The sequence below is a fragment of the Acidobacteriaceae bacterium genome (genome assembly GCA_035944135.1).
In the GTDB taxonomy this organism is placed as follows: domain Bacteria; phylum Acidobacteriota; class Terriglobia; order Terriglobales; family Acidobacteriaceae; genus Granulicella.
Window position 1 is genome coordinate 97,338 of the sequence record DASZBM010000008.1, and the last position, 16,705, is coordinate 114,042.

At 54.5% G+C, this 16,705-nt stretch carries 12 protein-coding genes and 2 pseudogenes; 10 read left to right on the plus strand and 4 right to left on the minus strand.

Features of this window, described 5'->3' with window-relative positions; genetic code table 11:
* Window positions 1-165: 165 nt before the first annotated feature.
* The 9 genes and pseudogenes from VGU25_13015 (at window position 166) to VGU25_13055 (ending at window position 12,459) form a co-directional block, all read left to right on the plus strand.
* Window positions 166-2,028: a right-handed parallel beta-helix repeat-containing protein gene (locus VGU25_13015; GenBank protein ID HEV2578123.1), complete on the plus strand. Its 1,863-nt coding sequence runs from the start codon at window positions 166-168 to the stop codon at window positions 2,026-2,028.
* A gap of 284 nt (window positions 2,029-2,312) precedes the next feature.
* On the plus strand, window positions 2,313-3,662 hold the full coding sequence (locus VGU25_13020) for a nucleotidyltransferase family protein (GenBank protein HEV2578124.1): 1,350 nt from the start codon (window positions 2,313-2,315) through the stop codon (window positions 3,660-3,662).
* Window positions 3,659-4,471: a class I SAM-dependent methyltransferase gene (locus VGU25_13025; GenBank protein HEV2578125.1), complete on the plus strand. Its 813-nt coding sequence runs from the start codon at window positions 3,659-3,661 to the stop codon at window positions 4,469-4,471. The genes VGU25_13020 and VGU25_13025 overlap by 4 nt, the downstream gene beginning before the upstream one ends.
* A gap of 27 nt (window positions 4,472-4,498) precedes the next feature.
* Window positions 4,499-5,146, plus strand: a pseudogene (locus VGU25_13030) (GTP cyclohydrolase II).
* 137 nt (window positions 5,147-5,283) lie between these two features.
* Complete coding sequence (locus VGU25_13035) at window positions 5,284-6,765, plus strand: radical SAM protein (protein HEV2578126.1); 1,482 nt, start codon at window positions 5,284-5,286, stop codon at window positions 6,763-6,765.
* Window positions 6,766-6,902: 137 nt separating this feature from the next.
* Window positions 6,903-7,736: a class I SAM-dependent methyltransferase gene (locus VGU25_13040; GenBank protein HEV2578127.1), complete on the plus strand. Its 834-nt coding sequence runs from the start codon at window positions 6,903-6,905 to the stop codon at window positions 7,734-7,736.
* A gap of 181 nt (window positions 7,737-7,917) precedes the next feature.
* Complete coding sequence (locus tag VGU25_13045) at window positions 7,918-9,030, plus strand: amidohydrolase family protein (GenBank protein HEV2578128.1); 1,113 nt, start codon at window positions 7,918-7,920, stop codon at window positions 9,028-9,030.
* Complete coding sequence (locus VGU25_13050) at window positions 9,030-10,349, plus strand: nucleotide disphospho-sugar-binding domain-containing protein (protein HEV2578129.1); 1,320 nt, start codon at window positions 9,030-9,032, stop codon at window positions 10,347-10,349. Before VGU25_13045 ends, VGU25_13050 begins: the two co-directional genes overlap by 1 nt.
* A gap of 40 nt (window positions 10,350-10,389) precedes the next feature.
* On the plus strand, window positions 10,390-12,459 hold the full coding sequence (locus tag VGU25_13055; protein ID HEV2578130.1) for a glycosyltransferase 87 family protein: 2,070 nt from the start codon (window positions 10,390-10,392) through the stop codon (window positions 12,457-12,459).
* A 35-nt stretch (window positions 12,460-12,494) separates the two neighbouring features.
* Here VGU25_13055 and VGU25_13060 read toward each other — a convergent pair whose 3' ends face one another.
* Window positions 12,495-13,520, minus strand: coding sequence for an aldolase (locus tag VGU25_13060; protein ID HEV2578131.1), 1,026 nt, complete (start codon window positions 13,518-13,520; stop codon window positions 12,495-12,497).
* A gap of 212 nt (window positions 13,521-13,732) precedes the next feature.
* Here VGU25_13060 and VGU25_13065 point away from each other — a divergent pair, with 212 nt between their 5' ends.
* A complete protein-coding gene (locus VGU25_13065) occupies window positions 13,733-14,671 on the plus strand; it encodes a phytanoyl-CoA dioxygenase family protein (GenBank protein ID HEV2578132.1) in 939 nt (312 codons plus the stop codon).
* 126 nt (window positions 14,672-14,797) lie between these two features.
* Here the strand turns inward: VGU25_13065 and ribB are convergent.
* The 3 genes and pseudogenes from ribB to VGU25_13080 all read right to left on the minus strand — a co-directional run bounded on the left by ribB (window position 14,798) and on the right by VGU25_13080 (window position 16,657).
* Window positions 14,798-15,406 (minus strand): annotated as a pseudogene (gene ribB / locus VGU25_13070) (3,4-dihydroxy-2-butanone-4-phosphate synthase).
* A gap of 56 nt (window positions 15,407-15,462) precedes the next feature.
* Window positions 15,463-15,777 (minus strand): cytochrome c, encoded by a 315-nt coding sequence (locus VGU25_13075; GenBank protein ID HEV2578133.1) that lies wholly within the window; start codon window positions 15,775-15,777, stop codon window positions 15,463-15,465.
* A gap of 1 nt (window position 15,778) precedes the next feature.
* Window positions 15,779-16,657: a hypothetical protein gene (locus VGU25_13080; GenBank protein ID HEV2578134.1), complete on the minus strand. Its 879-nt coding sequence runs from the start codon at window positions 16,655-16,657 to the stop codon at window positions 15,779-15,781.
* Between the last annotated feature and the right edge of the window lie 48 nt (window positions 16,658-16,705).

Genomic DNA, 16,705 nt, shown 5'->3' on the forward strand with positions numbered 1-16,705 from the left:
GTGGGCACCCTCTTCGCGTGTGCTCTATTAACGGGTGCTTCACCTGCACCGGCGCAGTCCCCTCGGGGGGCCGCAGTTACAATTGCGGTATCACCTTCAGGAGATGATGCTGGAGGCGGTACTGTCGATCATCCCTTCCGAACGCTCGATCGGGCGCAACGTGCGGTGCGCGAGATAAATGGCAACAATAACGTCGTCGTGAGGCTCGCTCGCGGCACGTACCGCATCGATCATCCGCTTATCTTTCGCGCGATAGATGGCGGCCGCAACGAGCACACGGTGACATGGTCGGAGGCCGCGCCGGGTGCACAGCCTGTTATCAGCGGCGGCCTCGCTGTAAGCGGTTGGCATTTGTGGAATGCAGAGCGGCAAATCTATGTTGCGGACGTGCCGCGAGGCTTGGACGCGCGGCAGCTGTGGGTGAATGATCGGCTTGCCCCGGAAGCATCGCTTGAGCTTGCAAGGAAAGACTGGAGCTTCACGCGCGATGGTATGGTGCTGCGTGCCGGAGCAAAGAATCCGCTGGAAACTCTGCAGCACGCGAATCGACTCGAACTGCGCGCAACCGGTTTCTTCACTGAGAGGATCTCGCCGGTTGAGCGTGTTGACGGGGATACGCTTGTGATGCGCCAGCCGGCCTGGGACAACAACATCTGGGGATATGACACCGTTGAAAAGCCGTTCGCGCCACAATTTTCGCACCTGTATCTGGCGAACGCGCTGGAACTGATCTCGCAGCCCGGACAGTGGTTTCTCGATCCCGCGCAAGGCAAACTCTATCTGCGACCGCCTGAAGGAGTGGAGGTCACAAAGGCTGATGTCGAACTACCGCGTTTGCCTGTGCTCGTCTCAGTTAGCGGTACGCTCGATGCTCCAGTGCAGGACCTCTCATTCATAGGAATTCGGTTCTCCTACTCGAGTTGGCTCGGCCCATCGACTGATGAGGGCTATGCCAGCCAACAGAGTGGAACCTTTCTCGCGGGGAAGGCGGTTGCGTATCCAGCAGACCCTATCGGCACTTGTGCACAGGGATGTAGTGACTTTGAAAGCATGCGCAATCAGTGGAGCCAGATGCCGGCGGCCGTCCAGGTATCAGCCGCCAAGCGCATCACATTCGAAGACAACATCTTTGCACATCTCGGGCAATACGCACTCGGTATCGGCAATGACGCGGACGCGACGCTCTCCGGCGTCGGACTCGCAACCGGCGACATTACCGTCGTGGCGAATTTGTTTACAGACCTCGCCGGGGGTGGAATTCTGGCCGGCGGTGTGCAGCCCGATGCGCATCATCCGGGCGACCCGCGGCAGACGAACCGTCTGCTCATTGTGCGCAGCAACAGGATTCAGTCGGTTAGCAAGGATTATCGCGACAACAGCGCAATAATCAGCACCTACGACTTAGGTGCCGTCATTCTGCACAACGATATTTCCGATGTTCCTTACGATGCGATCGACATTGGTTTCGGGTGGGGTCTTCAAGATCCGGGCGGGAATCCCAACTATATCTTCCGCGTGCATACTTACGACTGGAAACAAAATCCTATCTACCAGACACCAACGACACACCGCGATGTTGTGGTTGCGAACAACCGTATTCATGGAGCAAAGAGCTATTTCCATGACGGCGGAGCCATTTATAACCTCTCCGCAAGTCCGGGCACGTTGATTACAGAAAATTATATTTACGACAATCATTCGATGATCGGTGTCTATCTGGACGAAGGGTCTCGTTACATCACGGTCCGCCGCAATGTAGTGCAGGATGTGGGGAGTGAATGGCTGAATATCAACACGATGCGGGCGGCCTATCCAATGCGTATTTCGCTGGATAACACAGCCATCGACAACTGGCATGATGGCACAAAGGTGGGGGGCATGTGGACCAATTATGAGAACAATCTCATCCTTGATGATCATCTGGTAAAGGACGATGCATGGCCTGTGGAGGCGCAGGAGATCATGAAAAATGCGGGCGTCGAATCTACTGTTGCGTTGCCGACCTATCCGATTCAGCTGTCACGCTAAACGAGGGATCTTCTTCGCACGGCATCGAAGGGGCCCGCGGCCTGAGCGTTCTTCAGATTCCCGCCGCCCGAGAGTCTATCGGCAACCTCAGTCTCAGGCTGGTTGCGCCGATGCTTCGCCGCGAGCCTTCTCACTGATTGATCCGAAATACATATGCCGACATTGCGGTGACAATCATCTGACCGTCAACTGACAATCCAGCGTCCTCGACCCTCTACGTTCGTCATAGTGCTCGCTCGCAAGGAGTGGGGCTGCATGATCGCGTGAGGTATCGAACTGACAGGATGCAAGTCCTTCGAGCACAAGGCGCAGATCGCGTTGCTCTCGCTGATACCGGTCTTGCCACCGACTGGCGCGGAAATAGCGCCGTGTCGTTGCGTGGTGATGCAGTCAAACCGAAGAGCCAAACCCGTGATCAGCAGATCCGCGGAGCTGCACTTTTCTGCTTTTCAGAGTCTTACTCGGGTTCGTTACTCTGCACGCTCAGGGCGAAGGAGTGGATCAAGCTTCTGCATTGGTTGGATGTCAGTGGTCTGGCATTATATTTTCTCGATCGAATGGCCGAAATTCATCAGCGAAGTTCTCTACCTGCTTGGGTCGTGAATCGGCTGGAACGCAGCTTGGAAGAAAATCGCGAGCGGACGTCTGGGCTGATTGAAGAATCAGCAAGACTGCAGCAGGATTTCCAATCAAGGGATCTCTCTTACGCTGTCATGAAGGGCCTTTCGCTCTGTCCTGTGTCTGTGTCCCGTCTTGAGCTTCGGCATCAGTTCGATCTTGATTTTCTGATCGCGAGCAGCGACGCTCCTGCCGCGAAGGAGATTCTCGGGCAACACGGTTACACGTTGTTTGCGATCAGCGGAAAAAGCTGGGAGTTCAAGAAAGGACAGACGCCGCGCGTTTGCCCAAGAGACCTCTATCGCGACCTGCCCTATCGTGGGGTGGAACTCCATCTAGATGTCGATACTCCTGGCTCGCCTACACGGCTCGATCGGGCAGTAAAACGGGAAATGCATGGCTTGATGATGCCTGTGCTTTCGCCTGTTCATCTCTTTGTCGGGCAGGCGATGCACGCGTCGAAGGACATTGCCAGTCCCTTTCTTCGGGCATCGCACCTCTTCGAGTTCCACCGTCATGTGCTCGCACAGCGAGACGACATCTCCTTCTGGCAGAAACTGCATTTGCACGCTCGCGAAGACCGGCGCGCTTGTGTCGCGATCGGCATGGTGACGTATCTCGCTGAATCTGTCTGGGGCAACTTTGCACCACAGGCGCTTACTTCCTGGACAGTAGAGCAGCTTCCTCCCTCCGTCCGGCTTTGGCTAGACCTTTATGGCCGAGATGCGGCCATTCAAGCTCCTCCTGGAAACAAGCGATACTTGTGGTTGCGAGAAGAGTTGGTGGCCGCGGGTTGTGGTGCGGCTCTGAGGTCGCGCAAAACACGGTCGGTCCCTTTCCGCTTACCTCCAGCCGTGATTCAGGCGATACCCGGAGAGGCACTCTCCACGCGAGTAGCTCGTTATCTTGTCCAGATTCGTTTTGTTGCTTCTCGCGTCCGATTTCATGTGGTGGAAGGTCTACGCTTCATCGTTGAATCACGCCGGTGGCACAAGTTTAGGAGTAGTTTGCCATGACGGAAATTCCTCTTTGTTCCGCTGCCCAGGCTTTCGATGCGATGGCTCCGGACTTTGATGCTCGATTTCGTGCATGGGCAAGCGTTGCCGCACAGAGGCGCGCCGTGCGAGCTACTCTTCTTGATCAATTCCCTCCGAAGGGCCACATACTGGAGATTGGCGGAGGTACCGGTGAAGATGCGCTGTTCCTCGCGGAACGGGGGTTTCGCCTACTTCTCACGGATGCTTCCCCGGCTATGGTCGATATTGCCGAAAAGAAGCTCCGCTTTTTGGGTTCTTGCGCTCAGATCGTCGCTGCAGAAGAGATGGAGAACTTCGCGGAGGAACGACGTCGGGCTGGTGAGCTGCCTTTTGATGGAGCATTCTCAGACTTCGCTCCGCTCAACTGCGTGCAGGACATCCGCTCCGTAGCCAAAGGGCTAGCGTTGCTCCTCAAGCCAGATGCAGCCGTCATGCTCGTACTGTTCGGCACCTGCTGTCCGGCCGAGATCGTTGTAGAAACGCTGCGCGGACGTCCGCGCAACGCCCTCAGGCGATTTCATCGAGGAGCAGCGCCTGCAACGCTGGCACAGCGTAGTTTTGAAGTCTTTTACCACCGAGGCTCCGAACTGCAGCGCGCCTTCGGGCCATGGTTTGAACTGGAACGGAAGATCGGTATCGGTCTTGCTGTGCCGCCCAGCGCCGCAGAACCGTGGATCTCGCGCTATCCTCATTTGCTGGCGAAGTTGGAGGCGTTTGATCGAACGATGGCACACTTGCTGGCGCCGTTCGGTGACCATGTCCTTTACCAATTTCGTCGAAGACGTTGATCCCTCACGAGAGCGAGGCCACACGCGTTGACTACGCTGAAAAAGATTGCCGAAGTCGATTTTCCAACTCGGTGGGCTTCTTTTCGCCTGCTTGCATTCGAGAGGCACCGGGCCGGCAGAGAAGATAACGATTGCGAAACTGCCCTCGCCCTCGTTCACGGAAATATCCACGAGAAACCTCCTCTCGTGCGCATTCACTCGCAATGCGCAACTGGCGACATCTTTCACTCTCTACGTTGCGACTGTCACGATCAACTTCATCTTGCTTTGCACAGCATCGCTGAGGAACGTGCAGGAATTCTGCTCTATGAGCATCAGGAAGGTCGGGGCATTGGTCTGATGGAAAAGCTGCGCGCCTAGGAACTGCAGGATGCTGGACTAGATACCATCGAGGCAAATTTGCATCTCGGACATAGGGCAGATCTGCGTGATTATCACCTGTCCGTCGAGATTCTGCGCTTCCTCAAAGTCTTCTCTCTTCGGCTAATGACTAACAATCCTGAAAAGATGAAAGCGCTTGAATCTTCGAACATCTGTATTGTGGAGCGCATTAGCGCAGAAGTGCACGTTAGTCCTCATGCAGCCCGCTACCTTGCTACCAAGCGACAAGATGGGTCATCTTGCTGGTTCCGGTACTCCAGTTCAAACCACGCGCGGCATTACGAACGAAGATAAGACGGCAGCGCCGACTCCATCCCTTGCGGGAGACAACTGAGGGGATGACATTGAGGTTACATTCCCGAGACAAACCGCCCGAGTCGCGAGACTACTCTCACAAGCAAGCGGAACTCCGCATAAATGGGGCATGATTCGTGGCTGACGTTTTACTGACGCATTCGTACCATCTACCCTACGACACGAAACAGTCGCAGAAGATGCAGCCTTATCTACCGCTTGGAACACTCTATGCAGCCACGGCGTTGCGGCAACGCGGAATTTCAACCGATGTCTTCGATGTAATGCTCGAAGCTCCCGAACATGGTTTCGTCAAGGCTCTCCGGCGCAGTCAGGCAAAGATCGTTGTCGTCTACGAGGATGACTTCAATTTTCTATCGAAGATGTGTCTTACCCGAATGCGGGAGATTGCATGGAGTATGGCACATGTCTCTAAGGATTTGGGCGTCATTACCGTGGTGCATGGGTCGGATGCTACGGATAATCCTCAACTCTTTCTTCAAAATAACTTCGACTATGTTCTGTGCGGAGAAGCTGAAAACCTTTTAGGTGATTTGTGCAGGGCTGTGCTCGACGGCACTGAAGTGTCCTCGTGGAATGGTTTGGTGCGCCGGGACTCGTCCGGACGACTCCGCTGCGGTTCGCAACACTTGGTTAGAAATCCTGGCTGGTCACAATTTTCATTTCCCGCCCGCGATTTGGTCGATCTCGAACCTTACCGGGCTGCATGGACGAGCACGCACGGTTACTTTTCAACCAACATGGTTGCAAGCCGCGGGTGCCCATTCCGGTGTAATTGGTGCGCAAAACCGATCTCCAGCAACCACTTTCAACTACGCGCCGCTTCCGCTGTCGCTGATGAGATGGTAATGCTCAAGCAAGCTGGCGTCGACCATATCTGGTTCGGCGACGATATCTTCGCCTTGAATCATCACTGGGTCGAGCAATTTGCGAGGGAAGTTGCAGATCGCAGTATTGATCTGCCGTTCAAGGTCCAATCGCGAGCGGACCTCATGCACAAGGATACGGTCCGTCATCTGAGTGCCTCTGGTTGCACGGAGGTCTGGATGGGCGTAGAGTCCGGATCGCAAACGATCCTCGATGCGATGGATAAGGGCATCACTCTCGACCAGGTCGCATCTGCCCGCGAGCAACTTCGACTCGCCGGTGTTCGATCCTGTTTCTTTCTTCAATTGGGTTATCCAGGCGAAACCTGGACGGAGCTACAGCAGACTATCAACCTGGTGCGCAGATTGCGGCCTGACGACATTGGCATTTCCTTTTCCTACCCACTGCCTGGCACGGTTTTTTACGAGCGTGTGCAATCGCAGCTCGGCGCTAAGCGCAATTGGACCGACAGCGATGATCTCTGCATTATGTTCAACGCAGCCTATACAACGGACTTCTACCGTGCAGTCCGCGACGCATTGCACGCAGAAGTAGACTCGTGGACTAAGCCCGGATGCGGTAACGTAGCTGCTCTCTGGCAGATCGTTGAAGATATGGAGCCGAGCAGTCGTGTATCGGAGCCTTGCCATTTGTGGACTGATGTCAATATCACATCATCTTCCATGTTTGTCTCTGTCGACTCTCTGATTACGAATGGGTCTCGGCAATGACACAAGTTGTGGAGTGCACATCGCCGAACGCGGACAGTGGACAGGAGTCAGGGCGCCAGTCTGTAGTTCAACTGCGTTGTTCCCTCTGCAAGGGAGACGTCAGTGAAGATCTGAAGTGCAGATCGTGCAAGTTCCTGATGAGAGAGAAGGGAGGAATCATTCTCGCACTACCTCCTGATCGGCTCGCTCACTATGCCCAGTTCATTGCTGACTATGAACACATTCGCGCCGCCGAAGGTCGCGGTAGTCATGAGAAAAGTTACTACCTTGCTCTCCCGTATCGAGATTTGACCGGACATAATAACGTCCAGTGGAAACTTCGAGCCAAGAGCTATGACTTCCTTATTCACCACGTCCTCAATTCATCCGCGGATGAAGATACTGTGCTCGATCTCGGAGCGGGTAATTGTTGGCTGAGTTTTCGTCTTGCCCGGCGAGGGTATCGTCCTGTAGCCGTTGACTTGCTCACCAACCAGCAGGATGGACTGGGGGCTGCAGAGCATTATCATCAGGATATCGGCTCCCGAATTCCTTGTTTTCAAGCGGAGATGAATTGTCTCCCATTTCAGGACGCACAGTTTGACGTCGTGATTTTCAATGCCTCGTTTCATTATTCCGAAGAATATGAAGTAACGCTCCGCGAGGCTCTCCGGTGCACCAGACCTGACGGGCGTGTAGTCATCTGCGATACGCCCTGGTACTCGCGACACCATAGCGGTAAGCAGATGATTGCCGAACGAAAGGCTTACTTCCGGGATCATTTCCAGACGGCATCGGATTCCCTGAGAACTCAGGAATTCCTTACAGACGAACGCCTGAGGAACCTTGCGGACTCGCTTTCCATTCGATGGGCAGTGTATTACCCGTGGTATGGATTGAAGTGGGCGATGCGTCCTTGGATTGCAAGGCTGCGCAGGCGCCGAGAACCGTCGCAGTTCCGTATCTATGTGGCGAGGAAAGATGCAAGCTAGCCCTATTGCTGAGAAGAAGAATGAGTGCCCCGCAGTCATCTGCTGTTCACGTTATGCATTGGGACCGCACGCAGCCATTCGCGGTTGTCTTCATATACGTTCCCGGAAGTTATGGCATCTTTGCAAAGAGCCCCAACTCGCTTCTATAGCTAGAAAAATCGATCTCAAGGGATTTCTGTTGTTGCCCGGATTCATCAACGCACATGATCACCTGCAGTACGGACTGCACCCAAGAATAGGACAACCTCCCTACACTAATTATGTCGAGTGGGGAGATGATATTCACTCAACTGTCCCCGAGTTGATTGCCCAGTATAACTCTGTACCGAAAGACATTCGACTGTGGTGGGGAGGAATACGCAATCTCCTCTGCGGCGTCACTAGCGTGTGCCACCATGATCCTTTGTGGCCCGCGCTGCAATCTGAAGGCTTTGCGGTAAAAGTGTTGAGCACTTACGGATGGGCGCACTCGGTCGAGCTCGCTCCGGACATTCACAAGGCGTGGGCAGCCACGCCGAATAAGTGCGGTTTCTTCGTCCATGTGTCTGAAGGAACAGATGAACGTGCCCGGAGAGAGTTCGCCGAGTTGGATAGATTAGGTATGCTCAGCGCAAAGACTGTCATTGTCCATGGCTTAGCGCTGGGGCAATCAGATATTGCGCTACTCCGGGATCGTCGATCCTCATTGATTCTTTGCCTCTCCTCCAACAAATTTCTTTATAACCGTCTTCCGGATTTGGAAAACCTGCGCGCGGTGAAGAGCATTGCACTGGGGAACGACTCGCCTCTCACAGCTGCCGGAGATCTGTTGGACGAGGTTCGATTCGCCATGGAAGAGGCGTCAATCGCTCCACAGGTGGTATATCGAATGATCACTGAGCGTTCGGCAGCCATTCTGCGGCTGCGCAGTGGGGAAGGCAATATCCGCAAAGGCGGTAGCGCTGATTTCATAGCGGTCCGTGACAACGGTGATGCGCCTTGTGACAGAATGCGTACGCTTTCCTGGCGAGATGTAGAGTTTGTGATGATTGACGGCGAGGTGCGACTCGCTTCGGAAGACGTGTGGCGCCTCATTCCGCCGGCAGACAAAGACGGCATGGAGCCTCTCTGGATTGATGGTTACATACGGTGGTTGCGCGCACCCATCCGACAACTCATGCAACAGGCCGAAGCCTTCCTTGGGCGCGGGATGGTGCGTCTCGGGTCGCGTAAGGTCCAACTTCCAAACTCGGGCAGTCCCGCTTCTTCCTGTGTGCTCAATCGCCCGACACCATCCAGCGAGCCGAGACTGTAATGGCACACCTCGGTGTGCTCTGCTATCACGGTGCCGGACACCTGAATCCTCTCATCGCGTTGTCTCGGGAACTGGCATCACGTGGACACGCTGTCACGTTCTTCCTCCCATCGGACATGGAATCCCAGATACGCGAGCAAGGTTTAGGGTTCGTTCCTATCGATGTCTCGCGCATCGAGCCGAAAGTGGATAGCTCGGGACTAAAAAATCACGCGACATCCGAATGGCACGAAGACCTGCGTGCTAGGCTCTGCCGCTTCGATCAGGAAATCGGCGTCTACATTCGCGAATATCTCGCAGCGATCAGTGACTCGGGAATCGATGCGCTGCTGATGGGAGAGATCACTCTTACAGGGCCGACGGTGGCAGAGATACTGCACATTCCTTACTGTGTAGTTTCCACTTCTATTCCGCACAATTTCGGCTGGGATGCGCGCCGGGCACTTCCACCTCGCCGCACAGGGCAGAAAGAGTGTGATGCAAGGATCTTCGAGGTTACGATCTTCTCCATGAAGGGCCCAGTTCTGCAGATTCTCAATCGCCACCGTCGGGAGATGGGGCTGGAATCGTTGAGCGACATCGGAGCGACCTTCCCGGAACTGGCGCATGTCACGCAGTGGCCTAAATGTCTCGATATAGAGCGCCAGGAATTACCTGAGCGATTCTTCTATGCTGGTCCGTTTGTCGATGAAATGGGCCGCTGTTCAGTTGATTTTCCTTGGCATAAGCTCAATGGCCAACCGTTGATCTACGCATCATTAGGAACAACTCGAAAGGCCGATCCCGAAATCTACCAACGCATTGCTTCTGCATGTGCCGGGCTTAACCTGCAACTCGTGATTACATTAGGCGGTCGGCGCAATCTCGAATCATTCGCGAACTTACCAGGGAATCCTATAGTGGTTGCGAATGCGCCGCAACTCGATCTGCTCAAACGAGCGGACCTGGTCATCACTCACGCTGGGCCAAACACAGTTCTTGAAACATTGCTCTCGGGCCTGCCCATGTTGGCATTGCCACTGGCGCTCGATCAACCAGCCGTTGCTGCGCGCCTCGAAACCCTTGGGCTCGCAGAGGTCTTATCTGTGCAGCATTGCTCGGAGTGGGAGATCCGCGCAGCAGTGCTCCGACTTCTGACCGAGAGTCGTTTCAGAGAGTCCGCGACGGCGGTACAATCTCAACTTCAATCTCTCTGCGGTGCTAAGCAGGCTGCCTCTATTTTGGAGAGAGCAATAGCGAACCATACACAGATTCCGTCTTTCACGAGTCAAGAGACGGCACAATCCGACATGCAGGTGACGAGTGTCGCTCCCAGTTGAGCCACCTCTAGCCAAATGGGGTGAGCGCGCTGTGCTTTGCATGGCCATTCTGTATTTCTGCGCACATAGCCTGCCGCATGCCTGGCGGACCCTTAATACAGATTTCCCCAATTATTATCTCGCGGCAAGGCTGGCACGCGAAGGAATCGACGCCTCGCGAATGTATGAATGGACGTGGATTCAACGTCAGAAAGACTATGCTGCGCTCGACATTCGAGTCATAGGGCTGCTGCCCATTACACCGTTTTCAACATTAATCTTCTGGCCATTAACATTCTGTGGCGCACTGGTCGCAAAGCATATCTGGATTGTGTTCAACCTTTGCTTGCTGATCCCAATTACCTGGATCCTGCGCTCGCTCACCGGGCTAAGTTCTCGGAGAATTGCACTTGCGATCTTCCTCAGCTTTCCTCTCTATCGGAACTTACTGTACGGCCAGTTTTACATATTTCTATTATTCCTCATACTGGCCGCGTGCATCAGTTATCTGCGTGGAAGGAAGTCCGCTTCTGCAGCGTTAGTTGCGATCGCCGGGGTATGTAAGAGTTTTCCGCTATTGCTGTTCATCATCTTTATCCGCAGGCGAGAATGGAGAGCTCTTTCATCTGGAATCGCCACGGCGTGTATTGCCGTTGGTTGTTCCATTGCTGTCTTCGGAGTGACCCCACATCGCGTTTGGCTGGCACAGATTTTCCCTTGGGTGATGCACGGCGAAGGGCTGGGAACATACACCGCAAATGCTTCGTTTTCCGGAATTCTTCACTGCCTCTTTCTCTTTGAGCCGCAGTGGAATCCTCATCCCTGGCATCCGTGGCCGCTAGGATTTGCGATACTTCTGCCGCTGCTTTCCATGTTGGTGTTAGCGCCGGCCGTGCTGCTCATTCGCCGCCGCGGCGAGAACCCAGAACAAATCCTTCTGGAGTGGGCGTCAGTGGTGACGGCATCCCTTGCCATTTCCAGCATCCCTGCCTCTTACAACTTTGTTCTGATCATTTTTCCGGTATGCGTTCTCGTCAGCATTCTGTTAAAGCGCCATTCCTATGTGTGGCTCATCGGACTCGTTGTTGCATATCTTGGGATTGGGTTTCCAGTACCAGCACCGGAGCATCCACGGGGGCTCATAGTCCTTCTTTATGGGCTCCGGCTTCCACTTACGCTTGGTGTACTCTTTGCGCTCTACATACTGCAGTGGCGAAACTTGCGGCCTGCCGACAGAAGACCAGATGGAACCCAGTATGTATCGGTCGCCGTCATGGCCACGGTGGTCATTGTGGGTATACATTCCGCTATTTTGCTTGAACGGGGAGAACGCAAAGAGTATGTCTACCGCGTACCTCTAGATGCGCAAGGATTTGCCAACACGAATCCACAGGCGACTCTGAACGATATACGCTTCGTTCGCTTCAGTCTTTCAGGGTACGAATTAAGTGTGGGGTCATCGCACGACAACGGAGGAATGCAGCGTGATAAACCGTACGATGATCTGTCGTTTACAGCCAACCGAACGGATCTCCTGGTGGAACGTGTCGCGACCACTTCGTCAGGACCACTTCCTCATGCTTCTCAGATCGTAGATATGCAAGATAATTCCCGCGTGATCGTTGAAGATGCACAGGATCCGATGCTTTCACGTGATGGCCAGGACCTCGCATTTCTACGCATGGATCATGGACGAGGGCGGCTCGTACTACGTCGGGCGTTCCACTCAGCTTCGTCTGAAGTAGTCCTCACATCGCCGATGTGGAATGTGTACGAGGCCTCATTTCTCTCTGAGAAAGAGTATGCTGTCGCGGCTGCCGAAGGGGGAGGGACCCCTCGTATTCTCCTGATGGATTCTGTATATCGAAGCCCTGCCGTCTCGATTTCGGAGTCGCGCTATCCAGCTCTTTCGCCGGATGGTCGTTGGATGGCATACTCTCACCTCGAGCATGGCTTCTGGAATCTCTGGCTTCGGGACGAAAGTCGCGGCACCACCATCAGAATCGCGGACGTGCCTTGCAACCAGATTCAGCCATCCTGGGAGGAGGACGCAAAAACATTGCTCTACTCTACCGATTGTGGCCGGAGCATTTGGTTCACGGCAATTGCAAGGCGAAAGGTCATACCATGAGGTCGAGCGTGATAATTCCGCTGAGACTTCTAGCGCTAGAGCGATTCCACTAGTCGGTTTAACCGAGATATGGCCTCGTCGAGGCTATCGTAGTGAAGTTCAAATGTTGGTATTCCGGCAAGCCTCTCTAACACCTTCTGATGCTTGAGCCGTATTTCTCCTGAAGAATATAACTCCTCGGATAACCGTTGCGAGGCGCTTCCATAAGGAAGCGGTGTCAAACAAGACCGTGTGGACGTGGAGCGACGCAGATAAACCACGGCAAACACGTTAGCTTCATTCAATGTGCCTAGCCGAGCCAGGTCCGATACAGAAACCTCAATTGAAGGTTTTCCCTCCATACGTTGCGTCACGTAGCGGTTGCGAAGCTCCGGAAACAGAAAACTGGCTTCCGGTCGAAACCGCACCCAATGCGAATGCCCGATAACGCATGGAGGATCGCTCTCATTAAGGAGATAGCAAGTATCGTCGGAGGTGTAGGTCCATCCAGCGCGTGCACAACCATAAGAAAGCGTTGACTTGCCGGCTCCCGAATCACCGCAAAGAAGGATTCCTTTACCTCGTTTGCTGACGCAGCCGGCATGGATGTCAGTGACGACCGAAGCCCCCAGCAGCAGGTAGGTCACCTTTTCCAGAAAATTGTGACGCAGGTAGAGTAAGTCCGCTACTGCAGCGTCATTGAGCCAGACGAAGTTGGATCCAGTGCGAAGATCGAGTACGGCCTGGTTTTCAGAATCTGCCACCATCAGGTAAAGGTGGTTGTACTCTCGCCGCACTGGCGCTGGCGGAGTCTGCGTCATGGTGCTCTCGCTAACACCGATTCTGATCTGAAGGTGTGCATCGCCATGCTGCAGATTTCTGTGGCCAAAACTTGCCTCGGCTGCCGCCAATACCTGATTCCGGTTCGTCAGAATCGTCACGGCAAATCCGAGTGGGAAAAAAGTCTTCCTCAGCGGCAAGTCCATATCGCAGAGTAGCGCTTCCTGCCGACGTGTAGGGACCGCCTGGTTGGCGTTCGGATGAAGAACCACGTTTGACATATCAATGAGGGTATCTGTCACTGAATCTGACTTGTCATGGCTTCGTCACGCAATTGTCAGCAATGGTTCGCAGTCGACCATGCCTGGCAACTCTGGTGTCAAAACAGGATTTCAATCTGCGGCGACAAAAAACTGACAAACGCCCGAAGATCGCGAGACATCGCTCGGCGTCGATTTCGTTACGGTATGCACAGCAGTGCACCAGGAATGTTCAAGCGCGGCAGGGGGCAGGCATGAAGGTGTTCGATGATCTCCAGGCAGACAGTCTTTTGCCATCAACGGTGAAGGAAGCGCTGGAACGTACAGGATATGCACTTATTCGTCAGTTGATTCCGGCATCGGATGTGAGGGCAGTCCTCGCAAACGTGACCGACGTCCTCTGCAGGGCCGGATGGCTGCGGCCGGGAAGTTTTCCGTTGGACCGGATACCCGCCGATGCAGCTGCATACGGAGACCCGGATCCGATCTTCAAGAAGACCTACCAGGAAGTATTTAACCTGGAGTTATTCCACGCTTTGCCGCATCATCCTGCACTGAAGAGTGTGATGAGAATGATTGTCGGTGACCAGATCCTCGTACACCCGAAACCTATCGGCCGTCTAATCTTCCCGCGTTGTGAACGTCTTGTCACCCATGCCCATCAGGACTACGAGTTCATGGGAGGAGATCCGGAGTTCTATACCGTATGGATTCCTCTGCATGATTGCCCACTCGAGTCCGGACCCCTGCGCATCCTCGAAGGGTCTCACCGTTACGGGATTCAGAAGCACGAAAAAGAGAACCTTCACGTTCCGGAAATCCCGTTAGATTCGGTGACCGGCGATGACTGGGCCCAAGGCCAGTTCAATGCGGGCGACGTGCTGATCTTCCACAGCCTCACCGTGCATGCGGCTGCGCCGAATGTCTCCAATCGGATGCGTATCTCGCTCGATTGCAGGTTCCAGGACTCACGCCGAACGCTCAATCCTTCTAACCTCGTCTTTGCTGGCGAGTCCGGGAAATCCTGGGAGAAAACATACTCAGGTTGGCGATCGGATACCTTCCAGTATTACTGGCGGAGGCTTTCGCTCACCTTGAACCCCACGCGCGAAGATATTGAGAAACTCGCAATCAGTTCTGAAAATTCCGCATTGCGTGCACGCTACGCACGAATGGCGAGCCAACTCATCTGAGAGGGAATGCTTCGTCCCCTTGGCGCCGTCCGAAATTAGGCCCATGCTTTACAGCGTGGAGGAAGTGGCCAACGCAACGGAACCGGTCGGCAGCATCCCAGGCTCGGCACGAAGCACCCCCTCGGTTTCCATGCGATATCGGATCAGTTCTGCAACTGCAAGCATCTTCATGTGATGCTCGCGGCAGAACTTAATAAGATCAGGCACGCGTGCCATCGTCCCATCGTCCTTCATAATCTCGCAGATCACGCCTGCTGGACGAAGGCCCGCCATCCGAGCAAGATCGACAGACGCCTCGGTCTGTCCAGGACGTACTAACACGCCGCCGTCGCGTGCACGCAGAGGAAATACATGTCCGGGTTTCGCCAAGTCCCTCGACGTCGTTTGAGGCGAGATAGCGACACGGATCGTATGTGCGCGATCATAGGCCGAAATCCCTGTCGTCACACCTTCCTTGGCTTCAATGCTCTCGGTAAACGCTGTACCGAAGTGCGATGTATTCACATGCGTCATTGGCCTCAGGCCAAGATGATCTGCTCGCTCTTTTGTCAGTGCCAAGCAAATAAGCCCGCGCCCGTATCTGGCCATGAAATTGATGGCTTCTGGTGTCACAAACTCCGCAGCCAATGTGAGGTCGCCTTCATTTTCGCGATCCTCGTCGTCCGCAACCACAATCATGCGACCCCGCGCCAGTTGCTCGATGGCTTCTGGAACCGTTGTAAAACCATTCCTCATCTCGACCTCCAGAGTCGATGTGGTTCTCTCCTGATTCGCTCGCGCCGCCGTATCGATCAGGGATTGAAGAACCGCAGCAACTCCCGCTCATCGTGAGCGCCTAATGAAGCCCGCACTCGCATGTGAAGCACGATCGTCCCGGAGATGCGCGGCGAAAAGCCATCGGGCGGCGTATGGCACCGGGCGCAATTCTGCGCAAGGATTCTCTCACCCTCGCTCTGTTTATGGTTGCTCGTGTGTGTGGCCGCAGGTTGCTGTGAGCCGGCATGACTGTTCTGCGCGGGCTTTGGTTGTATCTGTGCCGCGCCGGTGAAGGATAAGCTCACCAGCGTAATGACGATGGCATATTGGAGAAGATGCCGTCGGTTCATCTCAGTGTCCTTTCCAGGTAGGGAAGAGGAACCGGTAAGTAAGCCCGGTCTCCCAGATATTTGCATCATGGGTAGATGAAGACTGGCGCGAGTAGCTCGTCATGATTCTTGCGTTGTGAGGCAGGTTGTAGTTGAGCCCAAAGTCGGCACGCTGTGTATTCACGGAAGGCAACGGGTCGCTGTGGGTGTTGCCTATATTGAATGTCTGCTGCATCCGAAAGAGCGGTTCGATCCGCCCTATCCAGCTGTCATAGCCGCCGAATTGCATCATGCGCCAATCCGCCTCCACCCAGTAGCCATCGCCGTGTGCGCCGCGCGCCCATTCCGACCGCAGCCGGAATCCCGTGTCCTTTGGTTCCCACCAGACATGAATTCCAGAGAAGTTCTCGTGCGTCCCTTGCAGCAGGCGTCCGTATGACGTTCCAATTTCGAGCCGCTGGTCCGGCAAATACAGACTTACTCGTGCCCCAGAAGAGCGTGCCGAGTTGAACTGCTGATTGCCGCTCCGGGCCGAAAAGTAAGCGGAGTAGTCGATCGAGTATTTGCGTCGCGAAATTGCTGATCCCCGCAACTGGCCGCCGAGACTGGTTGCCGTTTGCATGGTTCCCAGCCCAGCAACCAATGGACCGTCTTGGAAGTTGTCGATCCACAAGGGTGATAGCCGTTCGTTGAATGTGGCAAATGGAGTTAGAAAACTGCCTCCAACAACCGTAATGTGAGGTGTGAGAAGGTAGTCACCTTGCAAATAGGTCAGAGCAACATAGTGGGAGTGGTTATAGCCATCCTGGCCGCTACCCTTCGGTGTGAAGTCTTCCAATACGGTTGCGCGAGATTCGATCAAGAAATGATTGCCGATGGGCGCAGCAGCCAGGGGCTCCATGATAGGAAGGTAGCTTGTGGCACCGTTGTTGGTGCTCGTAAAGAATCC